A 17,875-nucleotide genomic window follows, 5' to 3' on the forward strand; every position below is an offset into this window, starting at 1 on the left:
GCGTCGCACCCGTCGGGGCGGCGCCTCAGGTGTGCCGGGATCGCCTGTCCCTCGCAGGGCGCGAGCTCGTGGGACTGGTCGGACGCGGCCGGTCACAGCACGCCGGCGTGGGGGTGCTCAACAAGCGGGAGGGCTCGCGTCCTAGGAGCGTGAGTCCTCGTAGTCGTCGTCGCCCAGCAGGTCGATCGGGTCGCGGAGGGCGTCCTCCTCGGCCCGCAACCAGCGTCGGTAGGCGTGATCGACGCGGTGCCGGCGGGAACCGGCGGTGATGAGGAGCAGGAAGATCGCGAGGGCCGCGGCGAGTGCCACGGCCAGCGAGGGCGGCTCAGCCAGTGCCCGCTCGACGGCGATCCACAGCAGACCCCATGACGTGGCCGCGGCGACCGACAGCCGGCCGCGATCGGTGGAGCAGATGACGGCCGCCGTCAGGAGGATCGCGGCGATACCGACGATCGCCCAGGTGGTGCCCTGCCACTCGAAGAGGTCGAACCGTCCGGCGGTGAAGAACGCCGCTGCATTCGCTCCGGCCGCCAGCAGCACCCAGCCGAGATACAGGCCGATCGGCGCATCCACGAGCGCTCCCTCCACCCGTGTCTGGGTGGGATGGGAGTTCAGGGTGCGCACGGCTGCCAGGAGCGTGAAGAACAGCAGCATGATGACGACGAGGCTCACCGTGAGCCCGCCGGCCTGGGCACTCAGGATCCATGCGAGGTTCAGCAGCATCGAGGCCGCAACGGTCCAGCCGAGACGCCGTTGGCGTCCGGTGCGCCGCTGCGACGGGAACCACTGGAACACCGTGTAGGCCACGAGCCCCGCGTAGATCACGCTCCAGATCGAGAAGGCCGACGACGACGGCGCCAGGAGCGTCGCGTCGGGGGAGAACAGGCCTCCTGCCGCATCCCTGATCGACGGGCCGCCGAAGGCGCCGACCCCGGCCGCCGAACCCAGGATGCAGGCGATCGCGCAGAGCGTCACGGCTGCCTGCCGGACGACGTCGGCGTCCCAGGCGCCGATGTGCCGGATCGTCGCTGTGCTGCCGCGGCGGATCGCCTTCCCCGCGGTGCTGCTGCCTCCGGCGATCGCCATTCCTGCGGCGCTGCTGCCGCGACCGATGGCCTTGCCGGCCGTGGCGCTGCCCTGGCTGATCGCCTTACCGGTAGCGACACCGCTGCGACCGATCGTCCGTCCGGTCACCCCTGCGGCACGGCGGGCCCCCACCGCCGCGACCCGTGCCGCCTCTGCCGCCACCCGCCGCCGTTCGCCGGCGGCCGTGGAGGACGTGCCGTCCGTGGCGCTCGTGTCCGCCGGGATCCGCGCCTTCCCCTTGTCGGACTTGCCGGACTTGCCGGCCTCGTCGGGCCTGCCGGGCCTGCCGGGCCTGCCGGGCCTGTCGGGCCTGCCGGGCCTGTCGTCCTTGTCGGCCTTGTCGTCCTTGTCGGCGCCGTCGGCAGTGGCAGCGGTGCGGTCCGTCCTGGCAAAGCCGGCGTCCGTGGCGGCAACGGAGGCGGTGTCGGAGCCGGAGCGCGTGGACTCCGGGGTTCCTGCGCCGGTGGTCGCCGATGTGCCCTTCGCAGGATCGGAGCCGGCGGACCGTGGAGCCGCGGAATCGTCGCTCGTCGCGGGAACAACCCGGGGCTGCGCTGCCTTGAGCCGTTCGAGGACGCTCGCGGTGTCCGAGGGCAGCTCGGGCGCGGGGCTCTCCTGCACGATCCTCGGCGGCCCCGCCGGCTTCTCAGGGAGCGTCGGACCCGGGTTTCTCGGGGTGCTCATGCGTCGTTTTGGCCTTCCGGTGTTTCTTCAGGGCGAGGATTGCCGCCGTGATGGCTCCCACCAGCGTACCGACCGCCATTCCGAGCAGGGCGCTCACCCCTGCGGGCAGGCCCGTGGACGCTCCTGCCACGAACCCCAGGCCTACGAGCCATGCCGTCCACAGCACGCTGCCGCCGGCGGCAGCGAGCATGAACGGGCGCAGGGGCAGCTCGGCGATCCCGGCGACCGCCACGCTGGCCGTGCGGCCGCCCGGGAGGAACCGGACCGCGACGACGGCCGCGTACGTGGGGGAGCTGCCGGCCTTCTCGATGACGTTGCGCAGCCCGCGGTGGATGGATCGTCCCCAGCGGAACCGGTCGAGGAAGTGCGTCAGCCTGCGGCGGAAGAGCAGGAAGAGGGCGACGTCGCCCACCCAGCTCCCGGCGAAGGCCACGACGACCGCGAACGGGAGGAAGAGCAGGCCGTGCGCCGACATGGTGCCGGCGCCGATGACGAGGAGTTCCGAGGGCACGACGGGGATGATCACGTCCACGACGATCACGGCGAACATGACGAGGAGGTAGAGCGGTGATGGGATGTCCGTGCCGGGCAGGTCCACCCTGTAAATCTACCGCCCAGCACCCCTGTGTGGACCGCCGTCTCGCGCCCGGTCCGTGGCTATCGGGCGAACTCGGCGAGGCCCAGTCGTGAGGCATAGGCCCGCTCGGTGCCGTCCACCGGATCGGTGAACGCGATGCTGTGGGCGAGGAGTTGCAGGGGCCGCGCGTAGTCGTCCGGAGCCTGCGGATGCAGCACGGGGTAGAACGGGTCGTTGATGATCCCCAGCCCGAGAGAGGCCATGTGCAGCCGGAGCTGGTGCGTCTTGCCCGTGTGCGGCTGTAGGCGGTACAGCCCGCGCCCCGCCCGCTCGTCCAGGAGGCTGACGGTCGTGTGCGTGTTCGCGGGTCCCTCCACCTCCTGCGCCAGGAGGTAGGTGCGCGACTTCACGATCCTGCTCCGGACGTCCAGCGGGGCCGTGTCCAGGCCCAGCTCCGGGCGGACGGGCGCGACGGCCCGGTATTCCTTGCTGATGCGCCGGTTCTCGAACAGCAACTGGTAGGCGCCCCGCGTCGCGGGGTCGACGGCGAACATCAGGACGCCCGCCGTCATCCTGTCCAGGCGGTGCATGGGGATCAGGTCCGGCAGGCCGAGCTCCACCCGGAGGCGGACCAGGGCCGATTCCGCCACGTACATGCCGCCCGGAGTGGTCGGCAGGAAGTGTGGTTTGTCGACGACGAGCAGCCGCTCGTCCTGGTGGAGGATCGACAGCTCGACCGGGAGCCGTTCCTCGACGGGCAGTTCGCGGTAGTACCAGACGAACGTGTGCTCGCCGAGCGGGGTGGTGCGCGTCAGCACCTCGCCTCCGAGCGCCACGACCTCGCCGCGGTCGAAGCGCTCGCCGATGCCGTCGGGGTCGACGTGGTCGAAGCGGTCGAGGATGTAGTCGAGGGCCGTCTCCCACGGGCCCTCCGCCGGGAGCCGCAGCCGCGTGGCATTGACGCCGTTGCGCACGGGCAGGGGAGAGCGCATCGCCATCAGGGCGTGACCTGCCCGTGGTGGTCCATCCGGTGGTGACTCATCCCGTCAGGGTAGTGCCGCTCCCGCGGGTGCTTCCACCCGGGGCTGGCAGTGCGGGCAGTAGTAGAGCTCGCGGAGTTCGGTCTCCCTGTCCCCGAGCTGCTCCAGCGCCACGGGCGTACCGCAGCGCAGGCAGCCGCGGCGGGACCGGCCGTAGACCCAGAGCGTGTTGCCGCGGAGCTGGCCCGTGGTCGCCCGGGTGCTGCGGGCCTTGTTCGCCTCCAGCAGCTTCTTGGACAGCTCGACCATGCGCGGCAGATTGGGTACCTCGCCCACGGGGGTCAGCGGATGCACCCCGGCGAGGAAGCACAGCTCGCACCGGTACACGTTGCCGATCCCGGCGAGGTTCCGCTGGTCGAGCAGGGCGAGCCCGATGGGCCGCTCGGGCTGGTCGCGGAGCCGCCGAAGCGCTTCGTCCGGATCCCAGTCCGGCCCCAGGAGGTCCGGTCCGAGGTACCCGACGGCGTCGTCCTCCTCCGCACGCGAGATCACCCGCAGGAAGCCGAGTTCGAAGCCGACGACGACGGCGTCCTCCGTCTCGAGGATGCACCGCGCCTTGAAGGCGGGGCGCCGCCACTTCTCGCCGTGAGCGTAGACGTGCCAGAGCCCCTCCATCTTCAGGTGGGAGTGGATGTCCCAGCCGTCGTCCCCGCCGCCACGGATCAGCAGGTGCTTCCCGCGGGACACGGCCTCCTGGACGGTGTCCCCCGTGAAGTCGACGGTGGCGAACTTCGGCACGCGGACGTCGCAGCGCGTCAGCACCCGGCCCGCGAGTGCCCGGTGCAGTTCACGGGCCGCCCGCCAGACGGTGTCCCCCTCAGGCACGGATCCTCAGTCCCTTCGGTGTGGTGTAGAAACCGGCGTCGGCGAGCGCGCGCCCGATGTCCGTGTCGAGGATCTCGCCGCCGTTCACCTTCTCGAGTGCCATCTTGTCCGCGGCGCCGCGCCGGATGATCAGCACGAGGGCCAGCGCCGCGGCACGGAGGACCAGGGCATCCTCGGTGAACGTCAGGAGGGTCTTGCCGCCCCGTTCGACGTAGAGGGCCAGGGCTCCGTCCACGAGTACCACCAGTGCGCCGGCCTTCCGCCCGGCACGGTGCCCGCCGTCCGCCTGCGGCCAGCTGAGGGCCGCCCCGTAGGGGTTCGCGGGATCCGTGGCGGCCAGGGCGACGGCGTTCAGGGGCGCGGCCTCACCGCCCAGCACGTCCTGGGCCGTGGGCAGCTGGTTGTCGGCGCTGAAGGACCGCAGGCGGTCCACCGTCGCCGGTACGGCGAACTGCGCCGCACCGAGGTGCTCGATGAAGTAGCCGCGTCGGCACCGGCCCATCTCCTCGAGCCGCGCCAGCACCTTGTACATGAGGCCGAATCCGCCCGGGATGCCCTCGTTGCCCACGGCGCCGCGCGTGACCACGCCGTAGCGGTCGAGCAGGAGCTCGGCGGTGGCATGCGCGTGGAGCGTCGTCTCGGCCTCCACCGCGGGCAGCATGTTCCAGCGGCCCGCGGCCAGGGGAGGCGTGGGCCGCTGGTAGCCGCCCGCCCCGCCGTCCTCGGCTGCCGCACTGAGGCGCATGGAGGCGCCGGTCAGGGACTTCCCCGGGGCGCGGCCGAGCCGCCCCGCCCGCGAGGTGCGGGCGCGTGCCGGGACGGGGCGCTGCTTGTGGGCCGTCTTCCCGTTGGCCAGCAGCGAGCGCACCGGCGTGAAGGTGTCATTGCTGATGCGGCCCGCCCACACGAGGTCCCACAGCGCGGTGACGACGGCGGTGTCCGAGGTGGCCTCCTGGACATCGAGCAGGTTGGTCAGCTGCCGGAGGAAGTAGCCACCACCGCCGGCCAGCAGATCCAGCAGCGCGGAGTGCAGCGACGTGGGCTCGAAGGCCGGGTCGGGGCGCAGCGTGAGGGGTGCGTTCTCGGCCAGGTGCAGGGCGATCCAGCCGTCGTTCCCGGCGAGCGACCCGGCCCCCGACCAGACGACCTCGCCCGTCGCGGTCAGCTCGTCGAGCATGGCCGGGGTGTAGTTCGCCACGCGCTGGGCGAGGATCAGGGGCTCCCAGGCCGAGGCGGGGATCGGGACGCCGGAGAGCTGGTCGATCACGGTGACCACGCCGTCGAGTCCCCGCAGGCCCGACCCGATGTGCTGCCAGGCGGGGAGGAACCTGCCGTAGGCGGTCGGGTCGACGGGCTCGACCTCCTGGCGCAGCGCCGCGAGCGAACGGCGGCGCAGCCGCCGCAGCACCTCGACGTCGCACCACTCGCTGGAGGCCGGCGCGTGGAGGGTGATGGTGCCCGGAGCGGCACCCGAGTCCGCGGAGATGTCGAGGACGGGGACCGATTCCGCGGGCCGGAACTCCCCCTCGACCACGCGCCCGGCGCCGGCGAGGCGCTGCAGGGATCCCGTGACGACGGCGACACCGAGGCCCAGCTGGGCCGCCGCCTCGGCGGCGGTGAAGGGACCGTGCGTGCGCGCATAGCGGCCCACGAGGTCGCCGAGCGGATCCGCGACCGGCTCGATGAACGCCAGCGGGATGCCCATCGGCAGGGGGACGCCGATGGCGTCGCGCAGGCGGGCGGCGTCCTCGACGGCGGAGATCCGCTCTACTCCGGCGATGTTCACGGTGAGCGCGCGGTTGGCCTTGACGAGGACGGCGACGTGCTGCCGGACGAGGTCCACCGACGCGGTACCGCGGAGCGGTGCGTCCTCGCCCGGGTCACCCGCCGTGGTGGCGTCCCCGGCGGTGGCGTCCCCGGCGCCGACGTCGTCATGAATCGGCGTGGCTCCGGCACCCTCGGCCGGCGCCGTGGTGCCGGCGGGTGCGTCGAGCCGCTCGGCGATCTCCCCGACGGTGAGGGGCCCGAGGATGCGGATCAGGTCGGCGACGCCCTCGAGCCCGCGGGCCCGCCGGTCCGCCTTCAGGCGCTGCAGCTCCAGCTCCGTCTCGGCGATGACCCGGGCGTCGAGCAGCTCGCGCAGTTCCGCGCGGCCCAGCAGTTCGTTGAGGAGGGTCGGGTCGAGGGACAGTGCCGCGGCCCGGCGTTCGGCCAGCGGCGAGTCTCCCTCGTAGAGGAACGAGGCGACGTACCCGAACAGCATGGACCGGGCGAACGGCGAGGGCTGCTGCGTGGTGACCTCGACGATCCGGAGTTCCCGGCGCTCCAGCGATGCGGCGAGGTCCTTCAGCGCCGGGAGGTCGTAGACGTCCTGCAGGCACTCACGCACGGTCTCGAGCACGATCGGGAAGGTCGGGTACTTCTTGGCGACGTCGAGCAGCTGGGCGGAACGCTGGCGCTGCTGCCACAGCGGGGTGCGCTTGCTCGGGTTCTGGCGCGGCAGGAGCAGGGCCCGCGCGGCACACTCCCTGAACCGCGAGGCGAAGAGTGCGGAGCCGCCCACCTCTGCGGTCACGATCCCGTCCAGTTCCTCCGCGTCGAACAGGAAGAGATCGGCGCCCGGTGGTTCGTCGTCCATGAGCGGCACCCGCAGCACGATGCCGTCGTCGGAGGCCATGGCGGACCCGTCCATGCCGTACCGCTGCTCGAGCCGTGCGCCGACGGCGAGGGCCCAGGGGGCGTGCACGGGCATGCCGAACGGGCTGTGGAGCACCACGCGCCAGTCGCCGAGTTCGTCGTGGAAACGCTCGACGACGAGCGTGCGGTCGTTCGGGACCACCTCGGTGGCCTCGCGCTGCTCGGTCAGGTACGTGATGAGGTTCCCCGCCGCCCAGGCGTCGAGACCGATCCTCTCGCACCGTTCCTGCGCCTTCTCGGGCGTGCTCCCGGACATCTCCCGGTTGAAGGCGCCGAGGGCGCGGCCCAGTTCCACCGGCCGGCCGAGGGAGTCGCCCTTCCAGAAGGGCAGTTTGCCCGGCTGGCCGAACGCCGGGGACACGAGCACGCGGTCGTGCGTGATCTCCTCGATACGCCAGCTCGTGGCGCCGAGCGCGAAGACGTCTCCCACGCGGGACTCGTAGACCATCTCCTCGTCGAGTTCACCGACGCGGCGCCCGCCCGCGCGGGGGCCCTCGCCCTCGGAGCCCACGAGGAAGACGCCGAAGAGCCCGCGGTCGGGGATGGTGCCGCCGGACGTGACGGCGAGGCGCTGCGCTCCGGGCTTGCCCGTGATGGTCCCCTCGACGCGGTCCCAGATGATGCGGGGCCGGAGCTCGGCGAACTCGTCGGAGGGGTACCGACCGGCGAGGAGGTCGAGGGTCGCGTCGAAGGCCGAGCGCGGAAGGGTGGCGAACGGGGCCGATGCGCGGACGACGTCGAACCACTCCTCGACGTCGATGGTGCCCAGCGCTGCTGCCGCGACGGTCTGCTGGGCCAGGATGTCCAGGGGATTGGTGGGGATGTACAGGGGCTCGATCTGCCCGGCGAGCATGCGCTCCACCGTCACGGTCGTGTTGACGAGGTCCCCACGGTGCTTGGGGAACAGGACGCCCTGCGACACCTCGCCCACCTGGTGCCCCGCGCGCCCGACGCGCTGCAGTCCGCTCGCCACGGAGTGCGGCGATTCGACCTGCACCACGAGGTCCACCGCGCCCATGTCGATCCCGAGTTCCAGGGAACTCGTCGCGACCACGCAGCGCAGGCGCCCCGACTTGAGGTCGTCCTCGATGAGGGCACGCTGGTCCTTCGACACCGAGCCGTGGTGGGCGCGCGCCAGCAGCGGTTCGGCACCGGTGCTCTGGCCGGCCTGCGCCATCATCTGCGCGGGTGTCGCGGTCGTATGGGCATAGGGCTGGGCGGAGGAGGACGCCGCCGTCGCGTCGGGGGCGTCGGGGTCACCGCCGGCCGCCCACACGGCATCACGCTCGAGGCGCTCCGCGTGGATCTCGTTGAGCCGCGCGGTGAGCCGCTCGGCGAGCCGCCGCGAGTTGGCGAACACGATCGTGGACCGGTTCTGGCCGATCAGGTCGACGATCTTCTCCTCGACGTGCGGCCAGATGCTGGCCTGGGGCACGGAGTCGCCGTCGTCGTCCCCCGTGGCCACGGCCCCGCCGAGTTCCGTCATGTCCTCCACCGGCACCGTGACCGTCAGGTCCCACTGCTTCTTCGACGGCGGAGCGACGATCTCCACCGGTGCGTTCCCCGAGAGGAAGCGCGCCACCGTCTCCCTCGGCTCCACGGTGGCGGACAGGCCGATGCGCTGCACGGGCTTGTCCAGCAGGGCGTCGAGGCGGGCGAGGGATACGGCGAGGTGCGCGCCGCGCTTGGTGCCGGCGACGGCATGGACCTCGTCGATGATGACGGTGTCCACCTCCATCAGCGTCTCCCGCGCCTTCGACGTGAGCATCAGGAACAGTGATTCGGGCGTGGTGATGAGGATGTCCGGCGGACGCGTCAGCATGGCCCGCCGCTCGGCCTGCGGCGTGTCGCCCGAACGGACGCCCACCGTGATGCTCGGGGCGGGCAGCCCGAGGCGCTTCGCGGTCTGCGTGATGCCGATCAGGGGCGCGCGGAGATTCCGCTCGACGTCGACGCCGAGCGCTTTCAGGGGTGAGATGTAGAGGACGCGCGTGGTGCGCTTCGGCTTCTTCGGTGGGGCCTTCCGGCCCTTCGCCGGTACCTCGGGGGCGTCCTCGTCGGCATCGCCACTCCCCTCGCCCGAGGCGATGAGCCGATCGAGGGCCCAAAGGAACGCCGCGAGGGTCTTGCCCGAGCCGGTCGGGGCGACGACGAGGGCGTTGGAGCCCGCGGAGATCGCGGACCACGCGCCCTCCTGCGCCGGCGTGGGCTCGGCGAAGGCCCCGGCGAACCACTCATGGGTCGCGGGGGTGAACCTCGTCAGCACCGGCGTCGTCACCCCATCATCATGCCCCAGCGCACCGACACTCGGGCCTTCCGCGGATGCGCCGTCCGCCGCACCGCGGGGCTGCCGCGGAACGGGAATGGCGCGCAGTAGGTTTCGACGAAGGGCTGGACGGAACGGCTGACGGGAGCAGGGCATGACGGCCGGAGCAGGCAGGGCGCAGCGACCGGGAGATGCCGGACACGTGTCCAACAACTGGGTGCCAGTGGCCGCGATCGGCGTGCTCTTCCTCGGCGGGGCGGTCGCCGCGGTCCTGGTCGACGGCGACACCGGCCGGATCGCGGCCTATTTCGTCGTGAGCACGCTCGTGCTCGTCCTCGTGACGGCCCCCTGGCTCATCCGTCACCCGCCGGCGATCAGCGCCCGGACGGGCGCCTACCTGGTCCTTGCCGTCGTGGTCGAGCTCGGGGCGCTGCTCGGCGGGGCCGTGGCGGCGTTCCACGGCCTGGGTGCGTGGGTGGTCCTGGGGATCGGCCTCGCGATGTACGGGCTGCTGGAGCGGGGGCGCGTCATGGTGACCGCCGGGGTGGCCACAGCCGTCCTCGGGCTCGCGTCGATCGTCGCCGACCGGCCGTGGCTGACGCTGGTCCTCGCCCTGTCGACCGCCGCGCTCATCGGCTTCGCGGCATGGCGCCTGCGGGAGACGGGCCGGCAGCAGCCGTCGAACCGGCCCCGGGGCGGCCCTCCTGCAGCAGCTAGGACGCGGGCTGCAGTGTTCCCACCCGCATGAGCACGATCGACGCTGCCGAGCACGCCGGGATGTCCTGCGGCAGGACGAGCGAGTCGATCGCGCCCGGGGGGTACACGCGTACACCCGCGGCCTGCGTGATGCCGCAGTCCGCCCCGTAGTTCTCGGCGTTGGTCTGCTGGAGGGTGGTGCTCGCGGAGGCTCCCGGCGCGAGGGTGACGGCGGCCGCCGCCGTCCCGTCGCGCTCCGCGGGAGCTCCGATCTGCGTGCCCGCCGCGTCCACGTAGGAGACGCCCGGGTACCCCTGGACGGTGCACTCCCGGTCGGAGGCATTGGTGAGGACGAGTGTGCGGTAGACGCTGCCCGCGGCACCGCCACCGAGCTGGTCCTCCACCGCACCGGTCAGCTGCGCCGCCGTGCAGGGACCACCGGCGGTCGGCACGGCGACCGAGGGGCTCGGTGAGGCGGACGGCGACGGGGCGTCGCCCGGGGCAGCAGACGCCGACGGCGTCGCGGAGGCGGGTGCGGTCCCCGTGGGACCCGGTGCGGCGGAGGGGGCGGCGGATGGGGCTGTGGACGGTGCAGTGGTCGGGGCGGCCGAGGGGATGGCGGACGCGCCTGCGGTTCCGGCGGACGTCGCCGCCGTCCCGCCGTCGGATCCGGAGGCGGTGCAGCCGGTCACCGCCGCCAGTGCCCCGGCGGCCATCACGGCCGCGATCCAACGCTTGCTCCCCAGCAGAGTAGTCATTTCCTCACCCTACGTCCGGGTGCGGCAGCCGCCGAGGGCGCGGGCGGGGCGTGGTGCGATTGTTACCGGACCGGCCTTCATTCGTGGTGGTAGGACCGTCCGCCTGCGATTTCCTGCGCGCGGTACACCTGCTCCGCGAGGATCAACCGGACGAGCTGGTGCGGGAAGACGAGCGGGGAGAGGGACCAGACGAAGTCGGCCCGCTGGTGCACCGGCCGGTCGACACCGTAGGCACCGCCGATGATGATCGTGACACCGCGGGAGGACTCGAGCGGTGCGAGGAGGGTTCGGGACAGTGCGGGCGAGTCGACGGCCGTACCGCGTTCGTCGAGCAGGATCACGAAGTCCGAGCCGAGCCTGCCGAGCAGCCGCTCGGACTCCTCCTTGCGGGCGGCGTCGTTCTCGCGCGCCGAGTGGGAGATCAGCTGCCAGGAGAGATCGAAGGGCTTCTTCAGCCGCTTCGCGTACCGCTCGATCCCCTCGGACACCCAGCTCTCGTGCTTGCGGCCCACTGCGAGCACCCGTATTGCCATGCGTTCAGGCTATCGCGGGCGCCCCGGCGGCAGGACTCGGGGTGCGCGGACGGCCGTGATGGTGCGCCATCGGCCGACGACGACGACGGCGCCGGATGGCGTGCGGCGGGGCCGGGCGTAGGGTGGGAGGCTGACGAGAGGAGCACCCCATGAAGAAGATCCTCATGGTTCTGACCAGCGTTTCCGAGATCGGCGACACCGGGGAGAAGACCGGCTACAACGTGGCCGAGGCCGCCCATCCCTGGAAGGTCTTCACGGACTCCGGGCACTTCGTCGATTTCGCATCGATCCAGGGCGGACAGCCTCCGCGCGACGAGGTGGACACCTCGGATCCCGTGCAGGTCGCCTTCACGGAGGACGAGACCGCGCGTGCCGGTCTCTACAACACGGCCCGCGTCGACGTCGTCGACCCCGCCCAGTACGACGCCGTCTACCTCGTGGGCGGGCACGGGACCATGTGGGACTTCCCGGACAGCGAAGGTCTCCAGAAGCTGGTGGCGAGCGTCTACGACGCAGGCGGCCTGGTCGGTGCGGTCTGCCACGGGCCGGCCGGGCTGGTGAACGTGGAGCTGGACAACGGGTTCCGCCTGGTCGAGGGCCGGAAGGTGGCCGCCTTCACCAACGACGAGGAGGTCGCCGCGGGCAAGGACACGGTCATCCCCTTCTTCCTGGCGGACCGACTCGAGGAGCAGGGCGCCACCCACGTGTCGGCGGAGGTCTTCGAGGAGAAGGTCGTGGTCGACGACCGCCTGGTGACCGGCCAGAACCCGGCGTCGGCAGCGGGCGTCGCCAAGGAGATGGAGAAGCTGTTCGCGGTGGTCATCCGGCAGGAGAAGGCCGAGGAGCAGCACGAGACGGAGACCCTGCGCGCCGAGAAGGACGCCATCAAGGCTGCCGCGGCCGGCGACGGGGACTGACGCCGGCACTCCTGGCCGGGGACGCGAGCCGGTGGGCGCCGGGCCGGGCGTCGATCGTCGTCGTGCCCGCCCCTTCCGGTGGTACGGATCGGGGCGGTAGCGTGACGGCGTGATCATCCCAGCCAGTTCCCAGACCACCGCGGCGGTCGCGGATCACTACGACGAGCTCGATCCGATCTACCGCAGGGTATGGGGTGAGCACGTTCACCACGGGCTCTGGACCACGGGTCGCGAGTCACCGGCCCAGGCCGTCGACGCGCTCAGTGAGACGGTCGCCGATCGACTGCACCTCCGGCCCGGGGAGGAGTGCGTCGACATCGGCTGCGGCTACGGATCGACGGCCCGGCAACTCGCGGCCTCCCGCGGCGTCCGGGTGACCGGCTTCACGCTCTCGGCCGGGCAGGCGGAGTATGCCGCATCGCGTCCCATGGACGGCGTCGACGTGCGGCTCGGTGACTGGCTCGCCAACGGGTTGGCCGGAGCCTCCGCCGACGCTGCGTGGGCCATCGAGTCGAGCGAGCACATGGAGGACAAAGCCGGGTTCTTCGGCGAGGCATACCGCGTGCTCGCTCCCGATGGCCGCTTCGTCGTCTGCGCCTGGCTGGCCGAGACCGGCGCCGGCGGGTGGAAGGTGCGGCATCTCCTCGAGCCGATCTGCAGGGAGGGCCGCCTGCCCTCCATGGGTACGCGCGAGGAGTACGAGGCGCTGGCGGAGGCGGCCGGCTTCACGGTGATCGGCTACGAGGACGTCAGCCGCAGGGTCGCACGCACCTGGACGATCTGCGTCGGCCGGTTCCTCGAGACCCTGCTCGTCGATCGCGAGACGCGTCACCTCGCCGCCCGCGGACGCAACCGCGTCTTCATGCTGAGCCTTCCCCGCCTGATCCTGGCCTACCGCACGGGTGCGATGCGCTACGGCATCTTCACACTGTCGAAGACGGGCCAGGACGCCGCGCTGTGAGTCCGGTCCTCTCCGGGCGGACTCGCCGGGGAGCCCGGCGTCCGCTCCGCGGGTCCCCCGGCGAGGGTTGATGGTCCGGCCGCGCCGGACGGCGGAGGCCGGGTGTCGGGTGTGCCGCTCGCGGACGCTTCCGTCACCGATGTCATGACGTCTGATTTCCGGCGGTGACCTGCTCCTCCGCGAGAGCTACGCCGGCGAGAGCGCTTGCGCGCGACAGGACGTCGAGCTGCGCCGGGTTGTAGAGGGCCGCCAGCGATTCGACGACCGTGTTCCGGGTGACCTGCACGCTCTTGGACAGGTGCTTCCCTGGCTCCGTGAGCCATGGGTAGTCCCGGAGGGCCTTCGCGATGATCAGGAGCAACCAATGAGTTCCTGCTGCCTGCCGCGTCTACCGTGGACGGGTAGACGATCGAACAACGCAATGGAGGTATCCGATGTCACGGGAACTGGTATGGACGGGATTCATGTCGCTGGACGGAGTCGTCGATTCACCGGGCGGTGTCGAAGAGGGGCACCGCGGTGGCGGATGGGTGCTCAGTACCGAGTTCCTGCCCGAGGCCTTCGCCCTCAAGGGTGAGGAGTTGGAGGAGACGACGGCGCTCATGTTCGGGCGCCGGAGCTATGAGGCGTTCGCCCCGGTCTGGGTCGGCTCCGAGGACCACGCGGCGTACAAGGACCTCCCCAAGTACGTGGTCTCGACCGGTCTGGAGGAGCACGCGCTTGTCGACGGGTGGGGTCCGACGGCGATCCTGCGCTCCGTCGAGGACGTCGCCGCACTCAAGCAGGGCGACGGCGGTGCGATCTTCGTGCACGGGAGCGCCGAGCTCGCGCGGGCTCTGGCCGAGGCCGATCTCATCGACCGGTACAACCTCCTGGTGTTCCCCGTCCTGCTGGGTGCAGGCAAGGGACTCTTCAGTACGGTGGACAGGAACCGGCAGCACCTGCATCTGCGCGAGTCCGAGGCCTACCCCAATGGCGTGGTGAAGGCCGTCTACGACGTCGTCCACTGACGCGAGCGCGTGCCTGCTGGGCGTCCAGCGCTGCTTCGTCCCGTTCCGCGCAGCAAGAAGGCCCCGGTTCCCCTGCCTGCAGGGGAACCGGGGCCTTCTCAGGTGGCGGTGACGGTGGGATTTGAACCCACGTTGGCTTTTACACCAAACAACATTTCGAGTGTTGCACCTTCGGCCGCTCGGACACGTCACCAACGCCGCTACTTTACCGGGTGCAGCGCCCGAGTCCCAAAACGGGATCGGTGAGGGCTAGGGGAGCTCGACGACGTCGTTCTTACCTGAGCTCGGCTTGCTTCCCGTCACGAGTCCCTTGACCATCTTGACGGCCGAGACCACACGGGGTGCGTCCATCGACCAGTACTCGGCGGTGTGGGCGTCGACGTGGATGAGGGCGACGGAGGGATCGTCACGGCCGTCCTCGAACCACGCGGAGACCGACGGCCCCCAGAGTTCATCGATCTTCGCCTGGTCCTTGGTGAGCGTCGCCGTGCCGGCGATAGAGACATAGCCCTTGCCCGTGCTCGCCGAGACGTTCACCTGCGGGTTGGCGCGGATCTCCTCCGCCTTGGGGGAAGGGTCCTCCGTGAAGAACCAGAGGTCGCCGTCGAAGTCCTTCGCCTGGAGAGCCAGCGGCCGGCTCACGAGCTGGCCGTCGAGGTTCACCGTGGTGAGGATCGCGATGTCTGCCTTGCCGAGGATGTCCTGTACTTCCTTCAAACCGTCCTGCTGATCTGCCACGTCTGCTCCTTCGAGAGGGATACTGCGGATTTCCTCAGCCTACGCAGTATTCGCGGGACCGTTCCGTCGAGTGACGAAGAACTCCCTCAGCAAGTGCGCGCACTCCTCCTCGCGGACGCCCGGGAACACCTCGGTCCAGTGGTTGAGCCGGGGCTCGCGGAGCACGTCGAACACCGATCCCGATGCTCCGGCCTTCCCGTCCCAGGCGCCGAACACCACGCGGGGGATGCGCGCCAGGACGGACGCGCCGGCGCACATGGCGCACGGCTCCAGCGTCACCACGAGGGTGCAGCCCTCGAGCCGCCAGGCACCCGTCGCAGCAGCGGCGGCGCGGATGGCCTGCACCTCGGCGTGCGCCGTCGGGTCCCCGAGCTCCTCGCGCTGGTTCCAGCCCGTGCCGAGCACGGAGCCGTCGGGTCCGACGACGACGGCGCCGATCGGGACGTCCCCGCCGGCCCGCGTCTTCCCGGCCGCTTCGAGGGCCGTTCCCATCCAGGACCGATGCCGGGCGTCGGCGGGCGCAAGGGAGCAGGGCATGGCTCCAATGGTACTTTTGACCCATGCGCGTACTGGTAGTCGACCACCCCCTGGTAGCCCACAAACTCACGGTCCTCCGGGATAAGGAGACGTCGTCGCCGGTGTTCCGCCTCCTCACCGAGGAGCTCGTCACCCTCCTGGCCTACGAGGCCACGCGTGACGTCCGTGTCGAGACGGTGCACATCGAGACCCCCGTCACGAAGACCGAGGGAACCGGCCTGGTGAAGCCCACGCCGCTGGTGGTCCCCATCCTCCGCGCCGGACTCGGCATGCTCGAAGGCATGACGCGCCTCGTTCCGACCGCCGAGGTCGGGTTCCTGGGTATGGCTCGCAACGAGGAGACCCTCGAGGCCATCACCTACGCCGAACGCCTTCCCGACGATCTGACGGGCCGCCAGGTCTTCGTCCTCGATCCGATGCTGGCCACGGGCGGCACCCTGCGCGAGGCGATCAAGTTCCTGTTCGCACGCGGCGCCGCGGACATCACGTGCATCTGCCTGCTCGCTGCCCCCGAGGGGCTCGCGACGCTGCAGGAGGAGCTCGACGGCCGCAACGTCACCATCGTTCTGGCGTCCATCGACGAGAAGCTCAACGAGAAGTCCTACATCGTCCCCGGCCTCGGCGATGCCGGCGACCGCCTGTACGGCGTTGTCGGCTAGGTTCGGGCGCGTCGTTCCCCAGCGCCGCGATCGGCTGTCCGCATGGCGGACCTCCAGGCGCGGCCCTTTGCCTCCCACGTGTCTGCCGTGCGCAGCTGGACGGCGCAGGCCAGCATCGTTCGGGGGCTTCCTCCGGACAAATGAGAGTTCTGCGCCCGTCCTGATGGACGGAGCGGATCCTCAGGGCATGTTCCCCCTGACGCCCAGCCCTCCCGTCCATCAGGGACCGGTGACCGCATGCTGGACTTTCGGCCATTGTTACTTGCGCGTAGGCGATTGTTACGTGCAATAATTCGTCACGTGACCACCACCTCACACGCATCTGCAGCCGCTGTTCCCTCCCTGGACACCCTGTCCCGGACGGCTCTCCGCTGCTATCGAATGCACGCGTAACGATCACACCCGATCCACGCACGTCAAGCCCAACGGCGGGCATCATTCTTCATCCCGACCGGGCACATCCCGCATTCGAGCCGTGATGACGGCACACTTCACGAGGTTGCTTCCATGTCAGTGAATCCAGGCTACGTCCACATCTCCCTCCGCTCGCCGCAGGGCCGGCAGATCCGGCAGCAGTTCGCGCCGGCCTTCCAGCCGCACGCCCAGGGACCGCACCGGCTCCAGGCGGTGCCCGGCACGGACACGCAGCCGATGAGCGCTCCCGTCCCCGTCGTCGCACCCAACGGTGTCCCCGGCCCCCAGGCGGTGACGGGCGACACGACCGCTCGCGGCTTCGTGCTGTACGTCGCGCTCGACGAGGCCACTGCGGCGGAGGCCGGGACCACGTTCTCGAAGCTCGCGCAGGACGTCCGGGCCTACGTCCGCTCCCTGGTCCCGACGGCGGAGAGCCACGCGGCCGTGGCGCTGGCGCCCGCCGATGCTCCGGGCTCGGACATCGACGTCGTGCGTGCGGCGCTCGGCGATCCCACGGTCGCCCGGCGACCGCGGGCCGAGGTGACGGCGCCCCAGTCCCAGCCGCAGCCCGCCCGGCCCACCGGCGTGCTCATCGACCTCTCGCGCCGTGAGGTCCACCTCGACGGCGAGACGCTGAACCTCACCTTCAAGGAGTTCGAGCTCCTCAACTACCTCGTCGAGAACGCCACCCGGACCGTGGGGCGCGAGGAGCTCCTCAGCGGCCTGTGGCGGAATGCGGACGAGGTGCCCAACGAACGCACCATCGACGTGCACATCCGCCGCCTCCGCTCGAAGCTCGGCCGGCTCGCCAACACGGTCCGCACCGTCCGGGGCCAGGGCTACCGCTTCTACGACCACCCCGAGGTGGTCGTCTGGGCCGCTCCGGAGTACTCGATCTAGCCTGCTGCAGGGCCACGGGAAGCCATAGACTGCGGGAATGGCCTCCCACCACCTGAAGAAGCTCATGCTCCTGCGCCATGCGAAGGCAGAGTTCCAGGAGGGCGTGTCCGACCACGAGCGTTCCCTGAGCTCTCGCGGCCACGCTGATGCGCCACTGATCGGCCGGTGGATGGTCGAGCACGATTCCGTCCCGGACTCCATCCTCGTCTCCTCCGCGCTGCGGACACGGCAGACCTGCACCTGGATCTGCAAGGAGCTGAGGGACAAGGCTCCGACACCGAAGCTCGAGGACGAGCTGTACGCGGCCCGCCCGTCCGAGATGCTCGCGCTCATCAACCACGTGCCGCCGACCGTCACCAGTCTGCTCGTGATCGCCCACAACCCGGGCGTCCAGGAACTCGCCATGCGCCTGGCCTCCGTGAACTCGGACGAGCGTGCCGTGATGGACCTGGCCACGGACTACCCGACGGCGGGCCTCACCGTGCTGACGTACGACGGCGAGTGGGCCGAGCTCGACGGGCGCGACGCCGACGTGACGGACTTCGTGGTCCGGCGGGCCTCCAGCCTCCGGTAGCCC

The 17,875-nt window shown here is 71.0% G+C and carries 17 protein-coding genes and 1 tRNA gene; 7 read left to right on the forward strand and 11 right to left on the reverse strand.

What is annotated here, in order from left to right:
- Positions 1-141: 141 nt before the first annotated feature.
- Genes NVV32_RS01860 through NVV32_RS01880 form a run of 5 tightly spaced genes read right to left on the reverse strand, consistent with a single transcriptional unit; the run spans position 142 to position 9,331 of the window.
- The gene (locus NVV32_RS01860; protein ID WP_422391170.1) at positions 142-1,770 is read right to left on the reverse strand and encodes a TspO/MBR family protein; all 1,629 of its coding nucleotides are present in this window, start codon (positions 1,768-1,770) and stop codon (positions 142-144) included.
- Positions 1,733-2,368, reverse strand: a complete 636-nt coding sequence (locus tag NVV32_RS01865; protein WP_422391171.1) for a DedA family protein — start codon at positions 2,366-2,368, stop codon at positions 1,733-1,735. Before NVV32_RS01865 ends, NVV32_RS01860 begins: the two co-directional genes overlap by 38 nt.
- A gap of 59 nt (positions 2,369-2,427) precedes the next feature.
- Positions 2,428-3,339, reverse strand: a complete 912-nt coding sequence (locus tag NVV32_RS01870; RefSeq protein ID WP_422391986.1) for a pseudouridine synthase — start codon at positions 3,337-3,339, stop codon at positions 2,428-2,430.
- A gap of 54 nt (positions 3,340-3,393) precedes the next feature.
- On the reverse strand, positions 3,394-4,212 hold the full coding sequence (locus NVV32_RS01875; RefSeq protein WP_055765280.1) for an Fpg/Nei family DNA glycosylase: 819 nt from the start codon (positions 4,210-4,212) through the stop codon (positions 3,394-3,396).
- Positions 4,205-9,331, reverse strand: coding sequence for an Lhr family ATP-dependent helicase (locus NVV32_RS01880; protein ID WP_422391172.1), 5,127 nt, complete (start codon positions 9,329-9,331; stop codon positions 4,205-4,207). The genes NVV32_RS01875 and NVV32_RS01880 overlap by 8 nt, the downstream gene beginning before the upstream one ends.
- Between NVV32_RS01880 and NVV32_RS01885 the strand changes: the two genes are divergently transcribed.
- Positions 9,330-9,923 (forward strand): hypothetical protein, encoded by a 594-nt coding sequence (locus tag NVV32_RS01885; protein ID WP_422391173.1) that lies wholly within the window; start codon positions 9,330-9,332, stop codon positions 9,921-9,923. The two genes, NVV32_RS01880 and NVV32_RS01885, sit on opposite strands and share 2 nt — an antisense overlap.
- On the opposite strand, the gene NVV32_RS01890 is transcribed toward NVV32_RS01885, so the two are convergent.
- Positions 9,889-10,629 carry a DUF4232 domain-containing protein gene (locus tag NVV32_RS01890; protein ID WP_422391174.1) on the reverse strand — a complete coding sequence of 247 codons (741 nt, stop codon included), beginning with the start codon at positions 10,627-10,629 and terminating at the stop codon, positions 9,889-9,891. The genes NVV32_RS01885 and NVV32_RS01890 overlap by 35 nt on opposite strands.
- Positions 10,630-10,706: 77 nt before the next feature.
- Positions 10,707-11,162: a 23S rRNA (pseudouridine(1915)-N(3))-methyltransferase RlmH gene (locus tag NVV32_RS01895; protein WP_200914758.1), complete on the reverse strand. Its 456-nt coding sequence runs from the start codon at positions 11,160-11,162 to the stop codon at positions 10,707-10,709.
- A 149-nt stretch (positions 11,163-11,311) separates the two neighbouring features.
- On the opposite strand from NVV32_RS01895, the gene NVV32_RS01900 reads away from it, so the two are divergent.
- Both NVV32_RS01900 and NVV32_RS01905 read left to right on the forward strand, forming a co-directional pair.
- Positions 11,312-12,079, forward strand: coding sequence for a type 1 glutamine amidotransferase domain-containing protein (locus NVV32_RS01900; protein WP_422391175.1), 768 nt, complete (start codon positions 11,312-11,314; stop codon positions 12,077-12,079).
- 109 nt (positions 12,080-12,188) lie between these two features.
- The gene (locus NVV32_RS01905; protein ID WP_422391176.1) at positions 12,189-13,040 is read left to right on the forward strand and encodes an SAM-dependent methyltransferase; all 852 of its coding nucleotides are present in this window, start codon (positions 12,189-12,191) and stop codon (positions 13,038-13,040) included.
- A gap of 142 nt (positions 13,041-13,182) precedes the next feature.
- Here NVV32_RS01905 and NVV32_RS01910 read toward each other — a convergent pair whose 3' ends face one another.
- Positions 13,183-13,401 carry a hypothetical protein gene (locus NVV32_RS01910; RefSeq protein WP_422391177.1) on the reverse strand — a complete coding sequence of 73 codons (219 nt, stop codon included), beginning with the start codon at positions 13,399-13,401 and terminating at the stop codon, positions 13,183-13,185.
- A 73-nt stretch (positions 13,402-13,474) separates the two neighbouring features.
- Between NVV32_RS01910 and NVV32_RS01915 the strand changes: the two genes are divergently transcribed.
- Positions 13,475-14,050, forward strand: a complete 576-nt coding sequence (locus NVV32_RS01915) for a dihydrofolate reductase family protein (RefSeq protein WP_422391178.1) — start codon at positions 13,475-13,477, stop codon at positions 14,048-14,050.
- Between the two features lie 103 nt (positions 14,051-14,153).
- Here the strand turns inward: NVV32_RS01915 and NVV32_RS01920 are convergent.
- The 3 genes from NVV32_RS01920 to tadA all read right to left on the reverse strand — a co-directional run bounded on the left by NVV32_RS01920 (position 14,154) and on the right by tadA (position 15,325).
- Positions 14,154-14,243: transfer RNA gene (locus tag NVV32_RS01920), tRNA-Ser, on the reverse strand.
- A gap of 56 nt (positions 14,244-14,299) precedes the next feature.
- A complete protein-coding gene (locus tag NVV32_RS01925; RefSeq protein ID WP_055765227.1) occupies positions 14,300-14,788 on the reverse strand; it encodes a pyridoxamine 5'-phosphate oxidase family protein in 489 nt (162 codons plus the stop codon).
- A gap of 39 nt (positions 14,789-14,827) precedes the next feature.
- Entirely contained in the window at positions 14,828-15,325 is a 498-nt protein-coding gene (tadA, locus tag NVV32_RS01930; protein ID WP_422391179.1) for a tRNA adenosine(34) deaminase TadA, read from the reverse strand.
- A 23-nt stretch (positions 15,326-15,348) separates the two neighbouring features.
- On the opposite strand from tadA, the gene upp reads away from it, so the two are divergent.
- The 3 genes from upp (at position 15,349) to NVV32_RS01945 (ending at position 17,872) form a co-directional block, all read left to right on the forward strand.
- Entirely contained in the window at positions 15,349-15,984 is a 636-nt protein-coding gene (upp, locus tag NVV32_RS01935) for a uracil phosphoribosyltransferase (protein ID WP_422391180.1), read from the forward strand.
- 507 nt (positions 15,985-16,491) lie between these two features.
- Positions 16,492-17,298: a winged helix-turn-helix domain-containing protein gene (locus NVV32_RS01940; protein ID WP_422391181.1), complete on the forward strand. Its 807-nt coding sequence runs from the start codon at positions 16,492-16,494 to the stop codon at positions 17,296-17,298.
- A 37-nt stretch (positions 17,299-17,335) separates the two neighbouring features.
- Positions 17,336-17,872, forward strand: a complete 537-nt coding sequence (locus NVV32_RS01945; protein WP_422391182.1) for a SixA phosphatase family protein — start codon at positions 17,336-17,338, stop codon at positions 17,870-17,872.
- The last annotated feature ends 3 nt before the right edge of the window (positions 17,873-17,875 follow it).

This window comes from Arthrobacter sp. N1 (assembly GCF_048288285.1).
GTDB lineage: Bacteria > Actinomycetota > Actinomycetes > Actinomycetales > Micrococcaceae > Arthrobacter_D.